The organism is Methanosarcina hadiensis, assembly GCF_046529725.1.
Taxonomy (GTDB): Archaea; Halobacteriota; Methanosarcinia; order Methanosarcinales; family Methanosarcinaceae; genus Methanosarcina; species Methanosarcina hadiensis.
Window position 1 is genome coordinate 2076366 of record NZ_CP136241.1, and the last position, 20670, is coordinate 2097035.

Here is a 20670-nt window from a genome sequence, read left to right on the forward strand (position 1 = left end):
AGCTTGGAACTTAGTTCTCTCCGCCTATAGCCGCAAGCATTGCTGCCATTTTCCTTTCCGTTTCCCTGAACTCATAAGCAGGATCGGAATCCGCAACAATCCCTGCCCCTGCCTGTACTGAAGCTTTTTTTCCCTTTATAAGCAGGGTTCTTATTACGATTGCAAAATCAGCATCACCGTTCCAGCTGTAATACCCTACTCCACCGCCGTATATCCCTCTGGGAGCAGCTTCAAGTTCGGAAATGATCTCCATTGCCCGGATTTTCGGAGCTCCCGACAGGGTCCCTGCAGGAAAGATTGCCCTGAAGGCATCGAACTGGTCGCATTCGGGCCTGAGGTTTCCCGAAACCGTACTTTCTATATGCTGGACATGAGAATACCTGAGAACCTTCATAAAACCTGAAACTTTTACGGAACCGCTTTCGCAGACCATGCGGACATCGTTTCTTCCCAGGTCAACAAGCATTACATGTTCTGCCCGTTCTTTTTCGTCGCCGAGCATGTGAGAAGCCAGAACTTCATCCTCATCTTCGGATTCTCCTCTGGGGCAGGTGCCTGCTATAGGATTTATCATAACTGTGCGTTTATGCACGGTCATAAGGGTTTCAGGGCTCGCTCCTACGATTGCCAGGTCTCCGAATTCAAAAATGTACATGTAAGGGCTCGGGTTTATTGCCCTGAGCTGCATGTAAAGCTCAAAGGGAGTTTTTTCAAGGCTGAATTCGCATTTTCTGGAAAGGACAGCCTGGAAAATATCTCCTGCAAAAATATGCTCTTTTGCCTGCAATACTGACGTTTCAAACTCCGACCTGCCAGTGCTGCACACCTGTAAAGGTAAACTTGTCCCTGTTAATTCTGGTCCTTTAAATTCGGATCCTTTTAATTCTGACCCTTTAAACTGTGGTCCTTTTAATCCTGATACTGATGGCTGGCTTGAAGCTGCATCTTCAGGTAGAGAAGCTCCCCTGAATAGAGGAGCTTCCTTAATTGCTGATTGAAGGTTTTCTGCCTCTGAAAGGGCTTCTTCATATATTTTTCCTGCATCCGATTCCGGACTTATGAAAGGAGTTATTACAATATAGACTTCTTCAGTCAGGTGATCGAAAACATAACTTTTTGAGACAAGGAGATATTGAAGTTCGGGGACTTCGGATTCAAATCCCTTTTCAGCTCTGAGCCAGCTGTCGTAAATCGCATCATAAGCTGTATACCCGATAGCTCCCCCAAGAAAGGTCTGCCTGTCAAAACGTTTTGTATTGAGAAACTCAATCCCGTTTGCCGGAGGGAAAACCAGGCGGAGGGCATCAAAAGAGTCTTTTCCTTCTGGAATTGAGACCGTGAATTTTCCAGGTGTCTGAACTATGGTTTTATTTTTTTCTCTTTTTCTTTCTTCACATTTCTTATTCACATTCTCTTTATTGTCTGTTTCCCCAATTTCCTGCATGCAGGTTCCATTTGCTCTTGAAACGATTTCCTCAAAAAAAGCAGAAGCTTTCGAGTTAAGTAGTTCAAGGGAAAGTTTCCTGTTGTTAATCGTCAGCATGGCATCCGGGTCATTTCCAACAAAGGAATACCGTGCTTTACTTGCCTGTTTTTCCACGGATTCAAGGAGGTAGGAGTAACCTGAGGTTCCTGAATTTTTTAATGCCTGATAAAGCTCGAGGGGAGAACAGCCAGGAGAATAAGAGGAATCAATTTTTGCAAGGAGCTGGACAAGTGCTGGTTTTTCGAGCCCCGAAACAAGCTTCTTGAACTCTTCTTTTCCAATGTCAAAGGAAAGCATTGGTACACCTCACTTCTTCAATAAAACTTTTTATTTTTACAGCATCTTTTTTACCGAGAGTTTCTACTCCTGAAGCCGTATCCACAGCATAAGGAGAAACAACCTTTATTGCCTCCTGCACATTTTCGGGTTTGAGCCCGCCGGCAAGGATCAGGGGAAGTTCCGTTTCTTCTGCAATTCTCCGGCTCAGGTCCCAATCGTGTATGCAGCCTGTACCGCCCGTTTTTCCGGCAATGCCTGAGTCAAGGAGTACACTGTCCACAACTCCGCTTTCTTCCAGCTCCCGGATTTCTTTGAGAAGGCGGTTTACAAGGCTCTGGATTTTGGAAGCTCCCAGCCCGGCAGGGACTGTAAGGGTTTTTATTATAGGGATATCCGTTCTTTCCCTTATGACTTCGAGTTCGACAGGGGAGAGGTCCGAGTGGATCTGTACAATATCGGGATTCACTTTCTCAATGAGTTCCAGAGCCCTCGAAGAGTTTTCAGGCATTATGACCATTACCGAGTCAAGGCATTCCGGAACTTTTGAGATAAGGGCAGCCGCGGCATCCGAATCAAGTTTTCTCGGGCTCTCCACAGGGACTTCCGTTATAAATCCAACGGCGTCGGCTCCATAGAGAGCTGCCAGTTTTATATCTTCAGGACTTCGGATTCCACAGATTTTTATTCTGGTTTTTAATCCTGTTTTCATGCCCTTTCCCCGGAAGCCGGGCTTAATATGGAGATCGGTAAAGGTGATGAAGCTGCTTTTCCCGAAATAAAGCCCTGTTTTTTATCCTTTTCATAAAATCCACCGGTAAAATTCCTGAACTGGTTGAATTTAACCATAACCTTTCCGCTGTCTATGGCATCTTCTGCAATAGGAATTGCCTGCCTTATAGAGCCTACAATCCCGCTCACGTAAAGAGCCGCAGCCGCATTCAGGATTATGAGGTCTCTTCTGGGCCCCTTCTGCCCTTTAAAAATGCAGAGCAGGTCTCTAGCGTTTTCTTTCGGAGTTCCTCCTTTTATGTCTCCGGGGTTTGCCCGCAGCATGCCAAGCGATTCCGGAGTCAGCGTATAGGTTGTAACCTTTCCGTTCTTCAATTCCGCAACATAAGTTTCCCCGGTATTTGTGATCTCGTCCATTCCTTCCCCGTTAACAACAAGGGCATGCTCGGTCCCGAGCTCGGCAAGCGCATAAGCTATAGGTTCGCAGAGGCTTTTATCAAAAACTCCCACAACCTGCCCTTTTGCTCCTGCCGGATTTGTCAAAGGACCAAGTATGTTGAACACAGTCCTTACCCCGAGGTTTTTCCTCACCCCTGCAACCCTCTTCATTGCAGGGTGGAAAACAGGGGCAAACATGAAGCCTATACCTATCCTTTCTATTGTTTTCCTGACCTGTTCCGGAGAAAGGTCCACCTTAATTCCCAGGGCTTCAAGCACATCAGAACTCCCTGTCAATGAAGTCGCTGCCCTGTTTCCATGTTTGGCTACAGGCACCCCGGTTGCTGCAGTTACTATTGCAGCCGCTGTCGAGACATTGATAGTATTGAGCCCGTCTCCTCCTGTCCCGCAGGTATCAACAATCCTGAAAGGCGTGTTTGGACGGATAGTATTTCCAGCTTTTTTCATTCCCCTAACAAAACCAACAATTTCCTGCGGCTTTTCCCCTTTTGCTTTCAGTGCGAGCAGAAATGATGCAATTTCCTCGTCTTCTGCTGTGCTCAGAATCTCCCCCAATGCGGCTTCGGCTTCCTCTGAACTCAGGTCACAGCCCTCTTCAAGTTTTTTAATGTAAGCCTTTATTTCCTGCATTTTTCTCTCTCCTTTCTTTCCCTTCGGTTCCCCTGTTTAATTTGCTTCAAGCATGCCGGATCTGAGTTCCCTTGCAAGGGTTTCCAGCCTTTCATTCACGTCTTTTCCTTCTTCAATGATCCTGACAAAAGCCGAGCCTGCAATTACACCATCCGCCCCGGCTTTTCTGACTTCGGCAGCCTGCTTTCCTGTTGAAATCCCAAAACCTACGGCTTTCGGAATATCGGTCTTTACCCTGGCAAGCAGTTCTTTTGTTGAGCCTGCAACATCATCTCTCGCTCCCGTAACCCCAAGCCTTGATACAAGGTAAATAAAGCCTGAACCTCTTTGCAGGATCTTCCGAATCCTTGCATCGGTTGTTGTGGGTGCGACCAGAAATATCAGGTCAAGCCCATTGGCATCACAGCTTGTTTTCAGGTCAGCTGCCTCTTCTACCGGGATATCAGGTATAATCAGTCCGCTGATTCCGGCTTTAGCAGCATTTTCCACAAATCTTTCCACTCCGTACCTGAAAACAGGATTGTAATAGGTCATGCACACAAGAGGAACTTCAACCTCAAGGGCTTTGACAAACTCAAAATAGCGTTCAATATCCATGCCTGCTGCAAGCGCCCTCTGTCCTGCAACCTGTATTGTCGGCCCGTCAGCCACAGGATCTGAGAATGGGAACCCGAGTTCGATAATATCTGCGCCACCTTTTGCCAGGGCTTTTACAATCCCTGAACTTGCCTCAATAGAAGGGTCCCCTGCCATCACGTAACAGATAAGGGCTCCTTCTTTTCTCTCCCTTAATTCACTGAATTTATCGGAGATTTTCTGCCTTTTAAGTTCGACTGCCTTGAGTTCGGTTCTCATTTCAGATCCCTCTCTTCAGGTTCAGTACTGTTTCCAGGTCTTTGTCCCCTCTTCCCGAGAGGTTTACTACCACAAAATCCCCGAGTTCTCCTGCTTCTGCCGCTTTTTTCAGATATGCAAGGGCATGAGAGGATTCAAGGGCAGGAATAATTCCTTCAAGCCGGCTCAGTTCATTAAAGGCTTCTACCGCTTCATCATCTGTTACATAGCGGGCTGTAACCCTGCCGCTTTCAGCCAGGGAAGCCAGTTCAGGGCCTACTCCTGAGTAATCAAGACCAGCTGACACGGATTCTGACTCAAGGATCTGCCCGTTTTTGTCCTGCAGGACCTTTGTCCTTGCCCCGTGCAGGATTCCCTCTTCTCCGGCGCAGAGGGAAGCTGAATGAAGAGCTGCTTTTTCCGTACATTTCAGGGCTTTTCCTCCGGCTTCCACTGCAATCAGCCTGACCTCTCTGTCTCCGATAAATGGATGGAAAATCCCCATTGCATTGCTCCCGCCTCCTGCACAGGCAATGATAGAATCAGGAAGCCTGCCTTCTTTTTCCATCGCCTGCTCCTTTACTTCGCGCCCTATAACGCTCTGGAAGTCCCTCACGATCATCGGATAGGGGTGAGGGCCCACAACCGAACCTATCAGGTAATGCGTGCTTCCTATGTTCGTAACCCAGTCCCTGAAAGCCTCGTTTATCGCGTCCTTGAGGGTTTTTGAGCCGGTATGTACCGCTTTTACTTCGGTTCCCATGAGTTCCATTCTGTATGCGTTCATCTGCTGGCGTTTGACATCTTTTGCCCCCATGTAGACAACAGTCTCAAATCCAAGGTTTGCCCCTGCCATCGCTGTTGCAGTCCCATGCTGCCCTGCGCCGGTTTCGGCAATCAGCCTGGTTTTTCCCATATATTTTGCGAGAAGGGCCTGCCCTATGGCATTATTTAACTTATGGGCTCCTCCGTGCACAAGGTCTTCCCTTTTGAGGTAGATTTTAGTCCCATATTTCCTGCTCAGGTTCCTGGCAAGGTAAAGAGGAGTTTCCCTGCCTGCAAAGTCCCTGAGATAGTGGTCGAGTTCTGCAAGGAATTCCGGGTCGTTCTTGTATCTCTCATACCCTTCTTCGAGCTCTTCGAGAGCCGGCATGAGGACTTCTGGCACATACTGCCCTCCGTATTTCCCATACTTTCCTTTTACCTGTAATTCTGAAACTGTAGATCCCATAAATTCGATTACTCCCTTATTTCGCGATTTTTGGCTTATTGAGTCTTTATTTCCTGATTATTGATCTTATATTCCTGAATATTGGATTTTGAATCTTGATCTTTAGTTTTTAATTCCTGATCTCGTTAGTCGTGATTTTGTATTCGTGATTTTATGAAACAGAATTATTTACCTGATTTTGAAATGAAAATGGACTTTTCAACCCAATTTTGCGAGCCGAAAACTCCTGAAAATAAAAGAAAAAAGTTATTAACGCCAGCAAAAGCTCTGGACGAATTCTTTAGTTTTTTCGAAAATGGAGTCACTTTCCATAAGTGCAGACCCTATAAGCACAGCATCTGCCCCTGCCTGCATCACTCGCCTGACATCAACTGAACTGTTCATCCCACTCTCGCTTATGATAATATGGCTGGTTCCGTGGTCAAGATCAAATTCCCTAATGAGAGGTGCAAGTTTTTCGGTAGTAGCAAGGTCGATTTCAAGGGTTTCGAAATTCCGGTTGTTAATCCCTATTATTCTTGCCTTTGTCTCCAGGGCAAACTCAAGTTCTTCCATGCTGTGAACCTCAACAAGAGGCTCAAACCCTTTTTCAATGGCAAGCTCAACAAATTCTCCCAGTTCTTTTCCCAGGATGCCTGCAATCAGAAGCACAAGATCGCTCCCTTCTTCTTCAAGCTGCACTTTGTCAATAATGAAATCCTTCCTGAGAACAGGCAGGCATACGGTTTTCCTTACTTCCTTCAGGTTTTCGAGCGAACCGTGAAATACTCCAGGTTCGGTGAGGACAGAGATTGCGACCGCACCGGCTTCCTCCATTTCCCATGCAAGCTCAGCAGCAAGAGCCGGTTTAATTTCCCTGAAACTCTTCCCCGGAGATGCAGGCTTGACCTCAGCAATTACTGGAACCCGGCCCTCTGCCCGTGCAGCTGCCACAGCGGCAATAAAATCCCTTTTCTGGAACTGCGGCTGCGGTCCTTCCTTACGGACATCGGGACCAAAAGCCTGGATCCGGGTTTTCGTTGTATTGAGGATATGGAGAATTGAATAGTGCATCTTTTATCACTGTTGTATTATTGTGTACACCAGTGTCTAATGAAGTACCTTGTATAAAAAGCTTTTGGATGATAGGGCTTTGCACCTGAAGTCTGATTTTTGAGGTACTTTAGGTGCAGAAATGGGACTTTAGGTGCAAGATTAAAAAAATCATGGAATATTGTAAATTCTGACGGGAAGATTAATTAATATCTAAGTAAATATTTTTAGCGTGTTTGTTACGAGGACTTATATATGTCTAAAGTAAACAGGATAATAGATAAAGAAGATCTCGATGAAAGCTTAATAGATAAAAATAAAAAAATAGTGACAATTGGATTACTTGGAACTTTGATATTTTCATCGATTTTTTGTGTATTTCACGTAATTTTTATCACGCATTATTTGCCTGAAAATATATTATTTATATACGGAACATTTTACATATTATGTGCATTTGTAATTACAATATTTTTTTCCTTAACAATAAAGAATATTTTTTAACTATGTTGTTAATAAATGTCAATAATTAAACAAAATTATTATAGTAATACTTAATCAATATTTTGCAATGGGTAGATTGTCAACTAGTGATATAGTAATCATTGCATGTGTAGTATTTACTGGGTTGGTGACAATTGCTGTTTCAGATATCAACATAAGTCATCAGAACACAGTTAATAAACAATTTGCAGCAAAACAGATGTTAATAGAGATCGAATCACTAAATCCAACTCTTCAAGAATATTCTGATTTTTATAGAAATGGATTGGATTTAGAAGATGACAACGGTGAGAATCAAGCCGTTGTTCTGGATACAAATAATTTTTTCATTATAAACAGTAAAAATGGCTCTTCTATTCCATTTATCGTACAAATCAATAATAGTGGGATTTTTCCGAAGCAAACAAAAATTAATTCAATAAACAATGGGAGTATTTCAATTACATATCCAGATATTACTATAACTCCGAATATAGTACGTTCTGTAAAACTTGGGACACCTCTTATTCCGCCTCCTTTATACAATGAACATGGAGTTTATTACACATTTACACGAGAAATATCTAATTTTAATGGGGATGAAACACGGGACTTGTTTTTATTTTATAATAAATTAACTAAAGCTGAGTATGACAGAGCGTCATTACAAACATATTTTGATACAAATGGATATGATAGTGAACTAAATGGACAGTATTTTAATACTTATATGGATATGAGATTAAATATCATGTATGCAGCCATGATAGCGCCTCACATTATAGAAGAATTAGAAAAGGAAGCGAACTCAACTAGTATGTTTTTTTAACTTCTTACTAAAAAATTCTGGATCAATACCATTCTCATACATCTCATGAATTACCACAGTCAAATTATAAGCTATAATCTTAGCCAATAACTCGCTTTCCTGAGCAATTCTATTCTTAGATTTCAAATTCTCTCCAAGCTTTCTCTTGATGGTAGTATTTGTTGATTCAATGTTACTTCTCTTACTGTAATGCCCTAGAAGTTCTTCTCTGTTCATCTGGAAGTAATGATAAATTTTCTTCCTTATAAATCACTGGAAAGGAGAACCTTATCGTAATCTATAACTATGGAAAAATAGTAAGTATGGAAAATCATGTTTCCATACTCTTTCATTCTATGTTTTTTGCGGCTTCAGTATAAGAGTACAGGCAGTTTTATTGAAAAAAGAGTTATAGAAATAGATTAATTTATAGACTTTTCCTTACATATTTTCTATCGGTGGGAGTGGAGGAACTGGTGGGATCTGTCCATGATAATAATGCCACCTACTCCAATAATACCATTTAGGAACCCATATTCTTACATAAGAAGGATAGCTCCACACTTGACCACAATTATATGACGAATTTCCATACGTTGCAGCATAGAGCCTTCCATTTTTTACTGCAAGAGAAACTATACCTATGTTAGTCGATGCAAATGGATTAGGACCAGCAACAACCATCTCCCAATTTGTTCCGTTATATTTTTGAAGATTTCCAGTTGGAAATCCTTCTGCCAGATAAAGAGAGTTATCATAAACTGCCATACTTGCTACACGAAAAGGAAGTAACAGCGCACCGGGACTTGTCACGTCTCCCCATGGAGTAACATCTTTCCATCCGTTTAAACCAGTACCGTCATATCTCCATACCTGGGCACCACCTAAGTGGCATAATGTTCCTATGTATAGATGCCCATTATATATAGCTCCAGAACCAAAGTCCTGATTAATACGAACTGTTTTTTTCTTGCCGCCTCTCCCAAATATTGTCAGTTCTGTACCAAAGCCATCTTTATTAATCTGATACCAGCTTCCAGCATCTCCAGAAGGACTTTCCCATACTTGGATCCCTGAGCCATAGTAGTTAGAATCTCCAAAAGATACATTAGGATTTGTTCTGGTATTGGTAGTTACAACTACCAATTTCTTGTTGTACTCAGTCAATAAACCTAAATTATGATTTAAAGGATTTCCAAATCCATCTGATACAACTTTTTCCCACGTCATCTTCTCCTTTCCAAAATCTGAAGATCGCCAAATTTCAAAAGTTGTTGAACCTTTAGGATAAACCCGTGCATATAATTGTCCATTGAATATTAATATCGGCTTTACATCAGTTCCACTAGAAAATTGGGATAAGTCTGCGGATTTAAATGGATTTAGATCTTTCGATGAGATCGTTTGCTTTTCCCACGACATATCCTTGTATTTATAGAGTCCATTCTCAGCTTGTACATATAGTTCTGATTCGAATATTACTAATTGGATACTATATTGACCAGAAGCTTGAAATAATCCTTCTGTGTCTATGCGCTTCCAATTCTCTGGTGCTTCTGCTCCAGAAACTCCTGAAATCAATGTCAATAGTGATAACGATAACATGATTATAGTCATATTTCTTTTCGTATTTCTCCCCCCACTCACAATGGCTCATTATACATAACAAAAAAGTTTACAATTGTACTTCTTTTAAGTTTATCCTTTTAACGTAAACTTATACTGTAATAAATCACATTTACATTCTATTGATTTCTATTTAATATATATATTAACATATAACTCTTATCCCCTAGTATACATTATAAGGTTGAATTGTTTCTGCAAATATGATATTGGTGAGATACTTCTACAATTTTCAAAGGCATCGTCTTCATAAGGATAGAAATCTGCAGGGTATGCAGAAATAAAAGTAAAATTTTGGAAAATTATTACTTAATACAGATGTTTAGTTGATAGTGAAAAAGTTGCTCGAACACTCTCCAGTTGAACCGGAAATGGGCTCTGTTCTGAAAATTAACCGCAACTGTTTATCAAAATTTTCCATGTGAAATAAGGGGGTTGGAATGCGTCTAACCATTATGATCTCCAGTTGAACCAGATGTTGCCTCTATTCTGTCTAAAAATTATTACTGTCTGCTAAACTTTTCCATGTGAAATAAAGGGGTTGAAATGAAGCAATGCGACAATGCCTGAATATTTCCGGTAAAAAAGTTAGATGAATTATTCTCCGACCAGATTGTTACTGCTTTCAATCACATTTATGTGTAATGAGCAATAAGGAATTTCTATGGTGGGGTTATCATATCACGTTTCCCATGAGCAGTTTAAACCTGGGGAGCTTTTAAATTGGGTTCAATTAGCTGAAAAGGCAGGGTTTACCGGAGCTTTATCCTCGGATCATTTTAAGCCCTGGAGTACCAGGCAGGCTGAACAGGGAGGAACCGGTTTTGCATGGTCCTGGCTTGGGACAGCCATGCAGGCTACATCGCTTGAATTTGGGGTCGTAAACGCGCCGGGACAGAGATATCATCCTGCGATCATTGCCCAGGCTGCAGCAACCCTGGCTGAAATGTTTCCTGGCAGGTTCTGGATGGCGCTTGGAAGCGGTCAGGCTCTGAATGAACGAATAACCGGGGATCTGTATCCGCCCAAGTTTGAAAGAAACGAAAGGTTGCAGGAGTGTGTGGATGTAATAAGGTCACTGTTTGCTGGAGAAACCGTGAGTTATTACGGCTCTTACATAACTGTAGAAGAAGCCAGGCTATATGTTAAACCCGAAGCTACACCCGAAATTTTTGGTGCTGCACTCACGCCTGAGACTGCAAAATGGGCAGGGAGCTGGGCAGATGGAATGGTGACTGTATCCCAGCCTTATAATAAGCTCCGAAAAATGGTAGATGCTTTTCATGCAGGCGGAGGGGAAGACAAGCCCATGTATTTACAGGTCCACCTATCATATTCGGATACCGATGAGAAAGCCCGCCAGGGAGCTTATGAACAGTGGAAAAATAATACTATCGAAAGTGTTGTTGAAGAGGAAATTTATACTCCTGAGCAGTTTGATGCAGCTGCAAAATACATAAGGACTGATGACCTGGATGAACATATAAGGATTTCATCTGATCCCGAGAGTCATATAGAATGGATTGAAAAAGATATTGAACTCGGCTTCAGTAATATCATTCTACATAATGCCAGTCTTGAACAGGAGAAATTTATCCGGGATTTTGGAGAGAAAGTCCTTCCTGCAGTTAAAAAGAAATTCAGCCCTTAAATGACAATGAACGAAAGGATTCAGTCCTTAATATTCAGTCCTTAATATTCAGTCCTTAATATTCAGTCCTTAATACTCAATACTTAATATTCAGTGCATAATATTCAATCCTTAATATTCACTCCTTTGTATTCAGCCCACAAGATTCAGTCCAAAAAAATTTGGTTAAAAAGAAACTCTCCAAAAAACCCTTTAATATTTCAAACTCATCAATATCCGAAAATTGCAGTACTTCAGAGCATCCGGATCGGCATTGAAGCTGGATTCAAATATTTGCTGTTCACCTGCAGCTTTATCTGTGGATGTCCAGGATATAGATATTCAGCATATAGATATTGCATATAGATATTCAGGATATAGATATTAAGCATATCGAACAGGAAAAAACCACATTTTTGTGCAGGCATTTTACCGGGATCAATATCTATATTATAAGGGCATATCTATTATGGGGGACATCAGGCATGGGAGAAATTATTGATGTAAGTCTTAATGTAAATGAAGACACAGTTGTAATGCCCAGGAATCCTGAATTTAATAAAGAGAAGCTGGCATCTATAAGGGATGAAGGCTACGAGCTGTATAAGATCTGTATGAGCAACCATATAGGAACACACATTGATGCTCCAGCCCATTTTATTCAGGATGGAAACCTTATAAGCCAGCTCTCTTTAAACGTTTTAATTGGTAAATCACTGGTTGTAGAAATTCATGACGAGCATAAAATCTCTGTTGATGAGCTTAAAAAAGTGGATTTGAAAGACTATATCAGGGTTCTGTTTAAGACAAGGAATTCAAAGCTAATAGACGAAAACAGGCTCACCAAAGATTTTGTCTATATAGGCAAGGAAGCTGCCAGTTATCTTGTAGAAAAGGGGGTAAAGCTGATTGGTCTTGATTATTTTAGTATAGACAGAATTGAGGATGAGGATAAACCTGCTCACATAGAATTAGCAGGAAACAATGTCGTAGTCGTTGAAGGCATAAATCTCCTGAATGTAGAGCCAGGAGAATACGAACTTACTGCATTACCCATGAAAATAAATGCTGATGGAGCTCCTGCAAGGGTAGTTTTACGGAAATAAAATACCCCTTAAGGTAGTAAATATCCTCCTGACTGCGATGAAATCGAATGCGGACACTACTAATCTGGCATAAAAAAGCGCACATTCTAAAGTTATATATTACAATAATACAGTGGAGTCTGTTGTTGAGAGGGTAAATTTTTGGTAAGCAAAATAAGCCAGAGAATGTCTAAATATCAGTGAATCAGTGAGAGAAGTTTCTGGAAGGCGAATCGAAGAGTAGTGTAAAGATCTGTTCAGATTTATAAACCCAGACGATCTCGCGGCTGGCGTATTTCAAACTTCTCTAACCAGAATTCACTTTCATCAGAATTTGCTTTCAACAGAATTTCACTTTTACCGGAGTTTTATTCCTGTTCAGCATATCGAATTATTCATAGATATATAAGACTATGTGGGGAGAGAACTATGACTTATCAAAGAAAATCTGAAATACGAATCGTTAACGGGGAAGCATTCGTTATCTCGGATCCTGTTGGAAATATATATCAGGACGATAATAGTAATAACTTTGGCTTTTTCTTCAGGGATACGCGATTTTTATCAAGATTCGTTTTAAAAGTAGACGATCAGGATTTATCTATACTGAGTGCAAAAGAGGTGGACTATTTCTGGTCAACCCATTATGCCACTCTCCCATTTGAATCGATATTTGAAGGCCATCCCATCACAATTATTAGAAAACGCGCAGTAAGTGATGGGGTCAGGGAAGAGATCATAATACATAATTATAAAACCGAGCCTCTGGATTTAACCTTATCAATAGAGCTTGACGCTGATTTTATAGATGTGATAGAATTAGAAAGAGCACAAAATCCAGAAGGAAAATGTGATATTGAGATCAATTCAGAAGAAAATCAGCATATCTTCGTGTATAAGGTAAATGGAATACTCAGGAAAAGTATAATTCAGTGCGAGTCTGGAGCAGAAATAGAAAATAAAAAGATAAATTTTAAAATCAATATTCCAGAAAAAGACGAGTGGAAGACCTGCCTGACAATTCATCCTGTCTGGGAAGATAGAGTTAAAGAGCCAAAATTTTCGTGTGACGACCTTGATAAAAATCAGCCAGCCATAAATGAACCCCTGCAAGCATGGCTAAACCAGGTCCCCAGGTTAACCGGATATTGCAGCATATTATCGGAGACATATAAACACAGTTTAATGGATCTAGCTGCCCTCAGGTTTTACGTAGGCACGGAAGACGATCCCATATTTGCAGGAGGTATGCCATGGTATATGGCTTTATTCGGGCGTGACAGCCTGATAGCAGCTTATCAATGCTGTTTTATTGCTCCGGATATCGCATCTACCACATTAAGTATTTTAGCAAAGTATCAGGGAAAAGAATATAATGATTTTAAAGATGAAGAGCCCGGAAAAATTCTTCACGAACTAAGGTTTGGAGAGAAGACTTTACTGGGAGAAAAACCGTACAGCCCATATTTCGGGACCGCTGATTCAAGCCAGCTATTTCTCATATTACTCCACGAGGTTTTTAAGTGGACAGGCAACAAAGAATTGGTTAACGAACTTAAGGAACCGGCTTTAAAAGCTCTCGACTGGATTGATAATTACGGAGATATGGACGGGGACGGATACATTGAATATAAAATGAGGTCAAAGGCAGGACTTACCAATCACTGCTGGAAAGACTCAGGGACAAGTATGATCTTCAGTGATGCAAGACTTGCTGAACCCCCCATAGCTACGGTTGAATTCCAGGGATATGTTTATGATGCAAAGATAAGGCTTGCCGAACTCGCAGAAGAAGTATGGGATGATCCAGCCCTTGCAGAGAAACTAAGGAGTCAGGCTAAAGAGTTAAAACAGCGATTTAATAAAGACTTCTGGATTGATGAAAGAGGAGGATATTTTGCTCTCGGGCTCGATAAAAATAAAGAGAAGATCGATTCAATGGCATCAAATATGGGGCATCTTCTCTGGAGCGGAATAGTTGACGATGATAAAGCTGGTATTATTGTAAAACAACTAATGAGCAACCATCTTTACAGTGGCTGGGGAATTCGCACATTATCTATGCAGGACAGGGGATACAACCCTATTGAGTATCATAATGGAACGGTATGGCCCCATGATAATAGTTTAATTGTAGAGGGATTCATAAAATACGGATATAGAGATGAGGCGAACCAGGTAATAGTGAATTTATTGGAAGCATCCAGGTATTTCGATAACAGGTTTCCGGAGGTATTTGCTGGCTACCAGAGAAGCGTTGTCGACTTTCCCGTACCCTATCCAACCTCATCCATACCTCAGGCATGGGCCGCAGGAGCAAGCATATTATTCTTGAGACTTATTTTAGGGCTGGAACCTGACCGTGAAAAAGAGACCATAAAAATAAATCCTCATTTACCTGCAGTGATTGAGGATATTCGTGTGGGAAATATCAGATTATTCAACAAAAACTTTTCAATATTTGCAGGAAAAGATCGCTCAGAAGTTAGATTATCAGACGGATGATCAGGACAGGGAATTAATCAATATTTTACTCCACTGCCTGTAGTCCTGATAAAATAGCTTTTATTTATTCATCAGGGACTTTAGATCTACTTTGAATTTTTGATAGTTGAGAGTCTCTTTACCAAAATTTTCCATGAGAAACAAAGGGGTTTGAAAAAATTTTGAAACCTTCCTTATTATGTCTCAATATTATCATAAACCGTGACCATTGCTTTGGTTATTTTGTACATATTTTCCAGTATTGGTGTTGTGGACCCGGGCTGCCCGAGAGTTGCGTTTGCAGCATCAAGCATATCCTGCGGATATACGAGGCTTGCGTTCAGGTCTGCAATAGCATCGTCAAAGATATGCATAGTATCATTTGCTTTACTCATATTTGTAGGATCTTCCACAAAAGCAATCGATGAGTTTACTGCATCAACACCTGTAGTCGTTCCTTCCATTGCTGATTGCAGGAATGGATATGCTTCTGAATGTTCACCGAGAAGGCCATTTATAAGGTTCAGGTTGAGGTGAAGCAGGCGAAGCATGGATCCGAGGAATTCCAGTCCCAGTTCCAGCTCAGTTTCAACAGCTTCAGTTTCATTATATGAAGCCATTGAATATTCTGTCAAATTTATTTCTCCGGTCTCATCCTCAAGAACCATACTATCTGATATAACCGTTTCAGCTGAAACCGGAAACACGGCAAGATTGATGAAGAAACCTGCGGCTATCCACAGGCAAAATGCCTTTTGTTTTTGCATAACAATCTACCCCACTGCATTTATCAGAACTATTAATCGGAACTTAACGTAATAAAATGGTTTACGTAATAAGATGGTTTAACCTACTTTCTTCCCTAAATAAAAATAGACCATGTAGACTATAAAAATATAATCATTCACATGAATTTTTCCAGCAAGTAAATCTCTAAAAAGGCAGACAATTTAAAGTAATATTCGCAAAGCCTTTTTTAAGCTTAACCATAAATTAGTCCTCTTGAGCGAAGCGAAAAGAACCTCGTGCTGTTGCACTTACAGTGCAACTCCTCGAAAATCTATGATTTTCTATGATCCCGATGCGAAACTCGGGTATTTCAACCCAAAAATTAGTCCTCTTGAGGAAGCGAAGCGACCGAAAAGGACACCGCCCTCCCGAGGCGGGACTCGGGCGAGACGGGACTCGGGAAGCGCAGCATTTACATGCAAGGTGAGCATAGAGTGCACAGAAGCAACAAAAAGACAGGCACACATAAAAATCTGATTAAAAGACCGAAAGAGGAACAGAAATGGCTGTATGGAAGGGAAAGAAAGTGGTTCTGCATACCACTATGGGTGACATTACCATTGAACTGTTTGAGGACATGCCAATCACGGCAGGGAACTTTGCAAAACTTGTGGACCAGGGCTTCTATGATGGAACCGTATTCCACAGGATAATTGACAAATTCATGATCCAGGGCGGAGATCCGACAGGAACGGGTATGGGAGGGCCGGGATATGAGATCCCTGACGAGTTCACAAAACACAACAGGAATGACAGGGGCACTATTTCAATGGCAAATGCAGGCCCGAACACAGGCGGAAGCCAGTTCTTTATCAACCTTGTAAACAACAATTACCTTGACAAAATGCACCCTGTATTCGGAAAGGTTGTAGCAGGTATGGACGTTGTCGATTCGATGGGAAAAGTAAAAACCGACCGGCAGGACCGCCCGAAAACCGAAGTAAAAATTATAAAAGCGGAGCTGGTCTGAGGTTTAACAACCGGACCATCTATTATTTTTTTCGGTTTATTACCTTCAAATTTCTATTTTTAATTTTTTACAAGTTTACTTTTCTTACTATTGTTTCTGACTATAGTTCCTAATCAGATTTTCGGATAAGATGATAAAAAGTCCCATCCAATAGGAAACATAAGATATTTTTAACAAAATAACAGTCTTGCAGAAGAATTGCTGAATAATGGGAGAAGCGGTCTTTATGCCGGGAACCGGAAACGGACTGGACATTCTGGAAGCTGAGATTCTTAAATCCAGATACCTTCGGGAAGGAGAGGAGGACTGGGAAGACGTCTGTGAGAGGGTAGCAAAAGCAATTGCATCAACCCCTGAAGAATATGTTGAATTTCTTAACCTTATGGTCAGTAAAATTTTTGTCCCGAGCTCTCCCACAATCATGAATGCAGGTACAGTTTCTGGGCAGCTTTCAGCCTGTTTTGTCATACCTGTTGAGGACAGCATAGAGGAAATATTCGATTCCCTCAAGACTGCTGCCCTTATACAGAAAACAGGGGGCGGTACAGGCTTTAATTTTTCAAATATCAGGCCGGATGGTTCGCCTTCCGTTTCAGGTGTCGGTACTGCAAGCGGTCCTGTAGCTTTAATCAGGCTCTTTAATGAGGCGACTGAGATCGTAAAGCAGTTTGGGAGAAGGCGAGGCGCCAATATGGGGATCCTTGATATTTCTCATGACGACGTTAATCCTTTTATCAGGGCAAAACGTGAGGAAGGCAAACTGAGTAATTTCAATATCTCTGTTATGGTTCCTGACTCTTTCATGCGCCTGGTAGAACAGGGAAACATGGATGAGATATGGAATGCAAAAACAGGTGCAAAGGTGGGGGAGATATTTTCCGAGATTGTAGAGGGAATCTGGAGGAACGGAGAGCCTGGCATTCTTTTCTATGACCGCATAAACAGGGACAATTTCACACCCGCACTTGGAGATATTTCAGCCACAAACCCGTGCGGTGAAGAGCCTCTCCTGCCCTTTGAGTCATGTAACCTGGGAAGCATTAACCTTTCTCTTATAGTTGAGGATGGGAAAGTCAACTGGGATTCTCTCAGGGAAACAGCCGGAAAAGCAGTTCGTTTTCTTGATAATGAAATCGATATAAATGTGTATCCTGTCCCGGAGATAGAAGAGGCAACCGGAAAGACACGAAAAATAGGGCTAGGGATTATGGGTTTTCACGATATGCTCTTAAAACTCGGGTTGCCCTATGATTCAACTGAGGCTCTCGGGCTTGCAGAAAAGATTATGGAACAGGTAACATACTCTGCTGTCAGGATGTCAAGAAAACTTGCGGCAGAAAAAGGGACTTTTCCTGAGTATGAAAATTCCATATGGGAGCTTCCAATAAGAAACGCCACACTTACTGCAATTGCCCCAACAGGCACTATAAGTATTCTTGCCGGCTGCTCTGCAGGAATTGAACCTGTTTTCAGCTGGGTCTACAGGCGTGCCCGCATAACTGGAAACGAATTCATGCTTGTGCATCCGCTTTTTGAGGCACATTTTAAGCCAAAACTTCCGGAGTCCAGTTACGACCGGTTGCTTGAACATATCTACACAAGAGGCACCCTTCAGGATATAACAGATCCGGAAATAGTGGATGAAGAAGAAAAAAAACTCTTCAGATCAGCCCTTGATATTGACTGGAAGACTCACATTGATATACAGGCAGCTTTTCAGCGGCACTGTCATGCAGGAATTTCAAAGACTATAAACATGCCCCAGAAAGCCAGAAAGGACGATATCGGGAAAGCTCTGGTTTATGCCTGGATGCAGGGATTAAAAGGGCTCACAATCTACAGAACTGAAAGCAGGCAGCGTGTTGTACTTAGTTTAAAAAGCCCTGTAAACAAACTTTAAGACGAATTTTTTTATAATACCGGCTTATATGTAAAATAAAACTATCTCTGTTGCCAAGATAAAAACAACATTTTTACTAAAACAAAAACAACTTCGTCATCAAGTGTATCAATTTTTTTATAAAGTATTATATCAATGAAATTGTAGTTATCTTACTAAAAATATATATACATTCCTCCCCCCTCATATAGCATGATTGCTGCCTCTAAACATCATCTTGAACTACTCACTGCATGTATAATTTATGGTACTGTTGGGATTTTCATGGAATCTCTCAGTAACATGTCCGTAGGATCGATTATTTTCTACAGAGTTCTTTTCGGTCTCTCAGCGATATTATGCTATCTTGCGATTACCGGAAATCTCAGCCAGTTAACCTTAAAAAGTAAGAAAAAATATCTCCTTTTGTTAGGAATTTTATATGTCTCACAGATGTTTTCTTACTATTCTGCAATCCGGTATCTTGGGGCTTCTTCTGCTGTTCTTCTCCTTTATACAGATCCTATATACCTGACCTTCCTTGCCCCGGTCCTCCTTGGAGAAAAGAATACCGAGAAAACTATCCTTGCCCTCTTCCTTGGTCTGGCAGGTGTTTTCTACGTAACAAGACCTGAAGGTGGCTTTGAGCAGATTGCTTTTGGAAGCAGCTATCTTAAAGGCGTAATTTTCGGGCTCGTAGGGGGCCTTTTCAGCAGTGGTGTCATAATCTCAGTACGCTATCTCAGAAATGAGTACAACGGGCTTACTCAGCTTGTATGGCAGAGTGTGATCAGCCTGTTCTTCCTGTCCCCTTTCGCAGCCTCAACGCCAGTGAATGTTGTTGCTGAAAACCTTTATACTCTTGTGCTTTTCGGAGTCATGATTACGGGTGTGGGTGCAGTGTTCTATATAAGGGGAGTTGCAGGTGTAAGCGCAATTACAGGCAGTGTTCTCACCCTTCTTGAGCCGGTTTCATGTATCTTTTTCGACTACACCGTCCTGGGAAGCCCTGTGCACAGTGGAATGCTCATAGGCTGCTTCTTTATCCTTGCAGCAGCAGTTGTAATAAGCCTTGATAACTCTATTCTCCTCAGGAAGTTACTCTTTGGTGACAGGATAATGTCAAGCAAAAAAGTGCCTTTCTGGAAAAAAGAGCTCTTAAGACCGCAGGGAAAATAAATTCCCTCTTTTTTAAGTTTCCATTTCAGTAAAAATTCCATTCCTGATACCACCGGTCCTTCTCCAAAAAATATATATTTCCAGTACTTTATTTCTCAAATGTGCCAGTTCAGGAAAATTCTTTTAAACCTTATTCGGAAGTTATAACAGGCAGCGTCCTTTACGGTACCATAGGTGTTTTTCTGGACCGGGTTCAGGACATGTCTGTGGGATCCGTTTTATTCAGCAGGCTTTTTTTTGGCTTGTGCATGATCTTCTTTTACCTGCTGTTAAGCGGAGGTCTGGAGCAACTCAGGCTCGGCAGGAACAGGAAATATCTTCTGCTTCTCGGTTTTCTCAACGCGGTAACAGGCATGTGCTATCTTTCAGCTATAAAATATAGCGGAATTTCAACTGCCGTCCTCCTTCTCTATACGGCTCCTATATATGTTAATCTGCTTGCCCCTTCAATCCTCGGGGAAAAAAACAACAGTAAAAGCCTTCTACCTCTGGTCCTGGCCATTTCAGGGGTATTGCTCATCACCCGTCCAGGAGAAATTCTGGTTAACCTGAACACAGGCTCCGATTTTGTTAAAGGCTTGCTTTTCGGCTTACTTTCAGGTGTCTCTTTCGGTACAACTATAATTACGATTCGCTACCTGAGGCACGATTACACAGGGATCTCCCAGACTTTCTGGCTAACCGGAGTAAGCCTTCTGTTTATGTTGCCTTCCGCACTTTTGACACCAGCCCCGGTTTTCCTGAGGAATTTCAATACTCTCTTTCTCTTTGGTTTGACAATTACCTTTGCTGCGATTCTCTACCTAAGAGGAATCTCAGGTATAAAGGCGCAAACAGGCAGTATTATTGCCCTGCTTGAGCCCGTGTCAGGGATTTTTTTCGATACGGCAGTCCTGAAAAGTCCTCTGTATACCTCAACTTTCCTTGGTTGTGTTCTTATCCTTACAGCGGCTTACCTTGTGAGCAGAAAAAAAAGTGAGGACCTGAAGCTGGCAGCTGATTCCCGGCCAATTGTCTGAACAGGTGTGGCAGATTATTTGGTAAATCGTATGCTGGT

General features: G+C 41.7%; 19 protein-coding genes. 10 read left to right on the top strand and 9 right to left on the bottom strand.

All coding sequences use genetic code 11. The features are described from left to right. Positions 1-10: 10 nt before the first annotated feature. The 6 genes from trpE to RSJ42_RS08865 form a co-directional block, all read right to left on the bottom strand. A complete protein-coding gene (gene trpE, locus RSJ42_RS08840) occupies positions 11-1783 on the bottom strand; it encodes an anthranilate synthase component I (protein WP_410510199.1) in 1773 nt (590 codons plus the stop codon). Continuing rightward, positions 1770-2474, bottom strand: coding sequence for a phosphoribosylanthranilate isomerase (locus tag RSJ42_RS08845; RefSeq protein ID WP_410510200.1), 705 nt, complete (start codon positions 2472-2474; stop codon positions 1770-1772). The genes trpE and RSJ42_RS08845 overlap by 14 nt, the downstream gene beginning before the upstream one ends. Next, positions 2471-3583 carry an anthranilate phosphoribosyltransferase gene (gene trpD, locus RSJ42_RS08850; RefSeq protein WP_410510201.1) on the bottom strand — a complete coding sequence of 371 codons (1113 nt, stop codon included), beginning with the start codon at positions 3581-3583 and terminating at the stop codon, positions 2471-2473. The genes RSJ42_RS08845 and trpD overlap by 4 nt, the downstream gene beginning before the upstream one ends. A gap of 36 nt (positions 3584-3619) precedes the next feature. Next, positions 3620-4438 carry a tryptophan synthase subunit alpha gene (trpA, locus tag RSJ42_RS08855; protein ID WP_410510202.1) on the bottom strand — a complete coding sequence of 273 codons (819 nt, stop codon included), beginning with the start codon at positions 4436-4438 and terminating at the stop codon, positions 3620-3622. Position 4439: 1 nt separating this feature from the next. Continuing rightward, positions 4440-5648: a tryptophan synthase subunit beta gene (gene trpB / locus RSJ42_RS08860; RefSeq protein WP_410510203.1), complete on the bottom strand. Its 1209-nt coding sequence runs from the start codon at positions 5646-5648 to the stop codon at positions 4440-4442. A 249-nt stretch (positions 5649-5897) separates the two neighbouring features. Continuing rightward, on the bottom strand, positions 5898-6701 hold the full coding sequence (locus RSJ42_RS08865; RefSeq protein WP_410510204.1) for an indole-3-glycerol-phosphate synthase: 804 nt from the start codon (positions 6699-6701) through the stop codon (positions 5898-5900). Positions 6702-6935: 234 nt separating this feature from the next. On the opposite strand from RSJ42_RS08865, the gene RSJ42_RS08870 reads away from it, so the two are divergent. Together RSJ42_RS08870 and RSJ42_RS08875 are read left to right on the top strand one after the other, a co-directional pair. Beyond that, a complete protein-coding gene (locus RSJ42_RS08870; RefSeq protein WP_410510205.1) occupies positions 6936-7184 on the top strand; it encodes a hypothetical protein in 249 nt (82 codons plus the stop codon). Positions 7185-7251: 67 nt separating this feature from the next. Beyond that, the gene (locus tag RSJ42_RS08875) at positions 7252-7992 is read left to right on the top strand and encodes a hypothetical protein (RefSeq protein ID WP_410510206.1); all 741 of its coding nucleotides are present in this window, start codon (positions 7252-7254) and stop codon (positions 7990-7992) included. Here RSJ42_RS08875 and RSJ42_RS08880 read toward each other — a convergent pair. Together RSJ42_RS08880 and RSJ42_RS08885 are read right to left on the bottom strand one after the other, a co-directional pair. After that, positions 7972-8208, bottom strand: a complete 237-nt coding sequence (locus RSJ42_RS08880; RefSeq protein WP_410510207.1) for a transposase — start codon at positions 8206-8208, stop codon at positions 7972-7974. The two genes, RSJ42_RS08875 and RSJ42_RS08880, sit on opposite strands and share 21 nt — an antisense overlap. 204 nt (positions 8209-8412) lie before the next feature. Next, complete coding sequence (locus RSJ42_RS08885; protein ID WP_410510208.1) at positions 8413-9588, bottom strand: hypothetical protein; 1176 nt, start codon at positions 9586-9588, stop codon at positions 8413-8415. 673 nt (positions 9589-10261) lie between these two features. Between RSJ42_RS08885 and RSJ42_RS08890 the strand changes: the two genes are divergently transcribed. From RSJ42_RS08890 to RSJ42_RS08900, 3 genes are all read left to right on the top strand, one after another. Next, positions 10262-11248 (top strand): TIGR03885 family FMN-dependent LLM class oxidoreductase, encoded by a 987-nt coding sequence (locus RSJ42_RS08890; protein WP_410510209.1) that lies wholly within the window; start codon positions 10262-10264, stop codon positions 11246-11248. A 464-nt stretch (positions 11249-11712) separates the two neighbouring features. Continuing rightward, entirely contained in the window at positions 11713-12333 is a 621-nt protein-coding gene (locus RSJ42_RS08895) for a cyclase family protein (RefSeq protein WP_410510210.1), read from the top strand. A gap of 408 nt (positions 12334-12741) precedes the next feature. Beyond that, complete coding sequence (locus RSJ42_RS08900; protein WP_410510211.1) at positions 12742-14817, top strand: glycogen debranching N-terminal domain-containing protein; 2076 nt, start codon at positions 12742-12744, stop codon at positions 14815-14817. A 176-nt stretch (positions 14818-14993) separates the two neighbouring features. Here the strand turns inward: RSJ42_RS08900 and RSJ42_RS08905 are convergent, their stop codons facing one another. After that, positions 14994-15563, bottom strand: a complete 570-nt coding sequence (locus RSJ42_RS08905; RefSeq protein ID WP_410510212.1) for a hypothetical protein — start codon at positions 15561-15563, stop codon at positions 14994-14996. A gap of 235 nt (positions 15564-15798) precedes the next feature. Here RSJ42_RS08905 and RSJ42_RS08910 point away from each other — a divergent pair, with 235 nt between their 5' ends. The 5 genes from RSJ42_RS08910 (at position 15799) to RSJ42_RS08930 (ending at position 20632) form a co-directional block, all read left to right on the top strand. Then, the gene (locus RSJ42_RS08910) at positions 15799-16062 is read left to right on the top strand and encodes a hypothetical protein (protein WP_410510213.1); all 264 of its coding nucleotides are present in this window, start codon (positions 15799-15801) and stop codon (positions 16060-16062) included. A 25-nt stretch (positions 16063-16087) separates the two neighbouring features. After that, entirely contained in the window at positions 16088-16555 is a 468-nt protein-coding gene (locus RSJ42_RS08915) for a peptidylprolyl isomerase (RefSeq protein WP_410510214.1), read from the top strand. Positions 16556-16763: 208 nt separating this feature from the next. Continuing rightward, entirely contained in the window at positions 16764-18455 is a 1692-nt protein-coding gene (locus tag RSJ42_RS08920) for an adenosylcobalamin-dependent ribonucleoside-diphosphate reductase (protein WP_410510215.1), read from the top strand. A 192-nt stretch (positions 18456-18647) separates the two neighbouring features. Next, positions 18648-19613, top strand: coding sequence for a DMT family transporter (locus tag RSJ42_RS08925; RefSeq protein WP_410510216.1), 966 nt, complete (start codon positions 18648-18650; stop codon positions 19611-19613). A 101-nt stretch (positions 19614-19714) separates the two neighbouring features. Further along, positions 19715-20632: a DMT family transporter gene (locus RSJ42_RS08930; protein ID WP_410510217.1), complete on the top strand. Its 918-nt coding sequence runs from the start codon at positions 19715-19717 to the stop codon at positions 20630-20632. The last annotated feature ends 38 nt before the right edge of the window (positions 20633-20670 follow it).

What these genes read in the sequence shown, in the direction of transcription:
- RSJ42_RS08870 (WP_410510205.1), top strand. Translation starts at nt 6,936, where the DNA reads ATGTCTAAAGTAAACAGGATAATAGATAAAGAAGATCTCGATGAAAGC.
- RSJ42_RS08880 (WP_410510207.1), bottom strand. Translation starts at nt 8,208, where the DNA reads ATGAACAGAGAAGAACTTCTAGGGCATTACAGTAAGAGAAGTAACATT.
- RSJ42_RS08890 (WP_410510209.1), top strand. Translation starts at nt 10,262, where the DNA reads ATGGTGGGGTTATCATATCACGTTTCCCATGAGCAGTTTAAACCTGGG.
- RSJ42_RS08915 (WP_410510214.1), top strand. Translation starts at nt 16,088, where the DNA reads ATGGCTGTATGGAAGGGAAAGAAAGTGGTTCTGCATACCACTATGGGT.
- RSJ42_RS08885 (WP_410510208.1), bottom strand. Translation starts at nt 9,588, where the DNA reads ATGACTATAATCATGTTATCGTTATCACTATTGACATTGATTTCAGGA.
- RSJ42_RS08905 (WP_410510212.1), bottom strand. Translation starts at nt 15,563, where the DNA reads ATGCAAAAACAAAAGGCATTTTGCCTGTGGATAGCCGCAGGTTTCTTC.
- RSJ42_RS08900 (WP_410510211.1), top strand. Translation starts at nt 12,742, where the DNA reads ATGACTTATCAAAGAAAATCTGAAATACGAATCGTTAACGGGGAAGCA.
- RSJ42_RS08920 (WP_410510215.1), top strand. Translation starts at nt 16,764, where the DNA reads ATGGGAGAAGCGGTCTTTATGCCGGGAACCGGAAACGGACTGGACATT.
- RSJ42_RS08875 (WP_410510206.1), top strand. Translation starts at nt 7,252, where the DNA reads ATGGGTAGATTGTCAACTAGTGATATAGTAATCATTGCATGTGTAGTA.
- RSJ42_RS08925 (WP_410510216.1), top strand. Translation starts at nt 18,648, where the DNA reads ATGATTGCTGCCTCTAAACATCATCTTGAACTACTCACTGCATGTATA.
- trpB (WP_410510203.1), bottom strand. Translation starts at nt 5,648, where the DNA reads ATGGGATCTACAGTTTCAGAATTACAGGTAAAAGGAAAGTATGGGAAA.
- RSJ42_RS08845 (WP_410510200.1), bottom strand. Translation starts at nt 2,474, where the DNA reads ATGAAAACAGGATTAAAAACCAGAATAAAAATCTGTGGAATCCGAAGT.
- RSJ42_RS08895 (WP_410510210.1), top strand. Translation starts at nt 11,713, where the DNA reads ATGGGAGAAATTATTGATGTAAGTCTTAATGTAAATGAAGACACAGTT.
- trpD (WP_410510201.1), bottom strand. Translation starts at nt 3,583, where the DNA reads ATGCAGGAAATAAAGGCTTACATTAAAAAACTTGAAGAGGGCTGTGAC.
- RSJ42_RS08865 (WP_410510204.1), bottom strand. Translation starts at nt 6,701, where the DNA reads ATGCACTATTCAATTCTCCATATCCTCAATACAACGAAAACCCGGATC.
- trpE (WP_410510199.1), bottom strand. Translation starts at nt 1,783, where the DNA reads ATGCTTTCCTTTGACATTGGAAAAGAAGAGTTCAAGAAGCTTGTTTCG.
- trpA (WP_410510202.1), bottom strand. Translation starts at nt 4,438, where the DNA reads ATGAGAACCGAACTCAAGGCAGTCGAACTTAAAAGGCAGAAAATCTCC.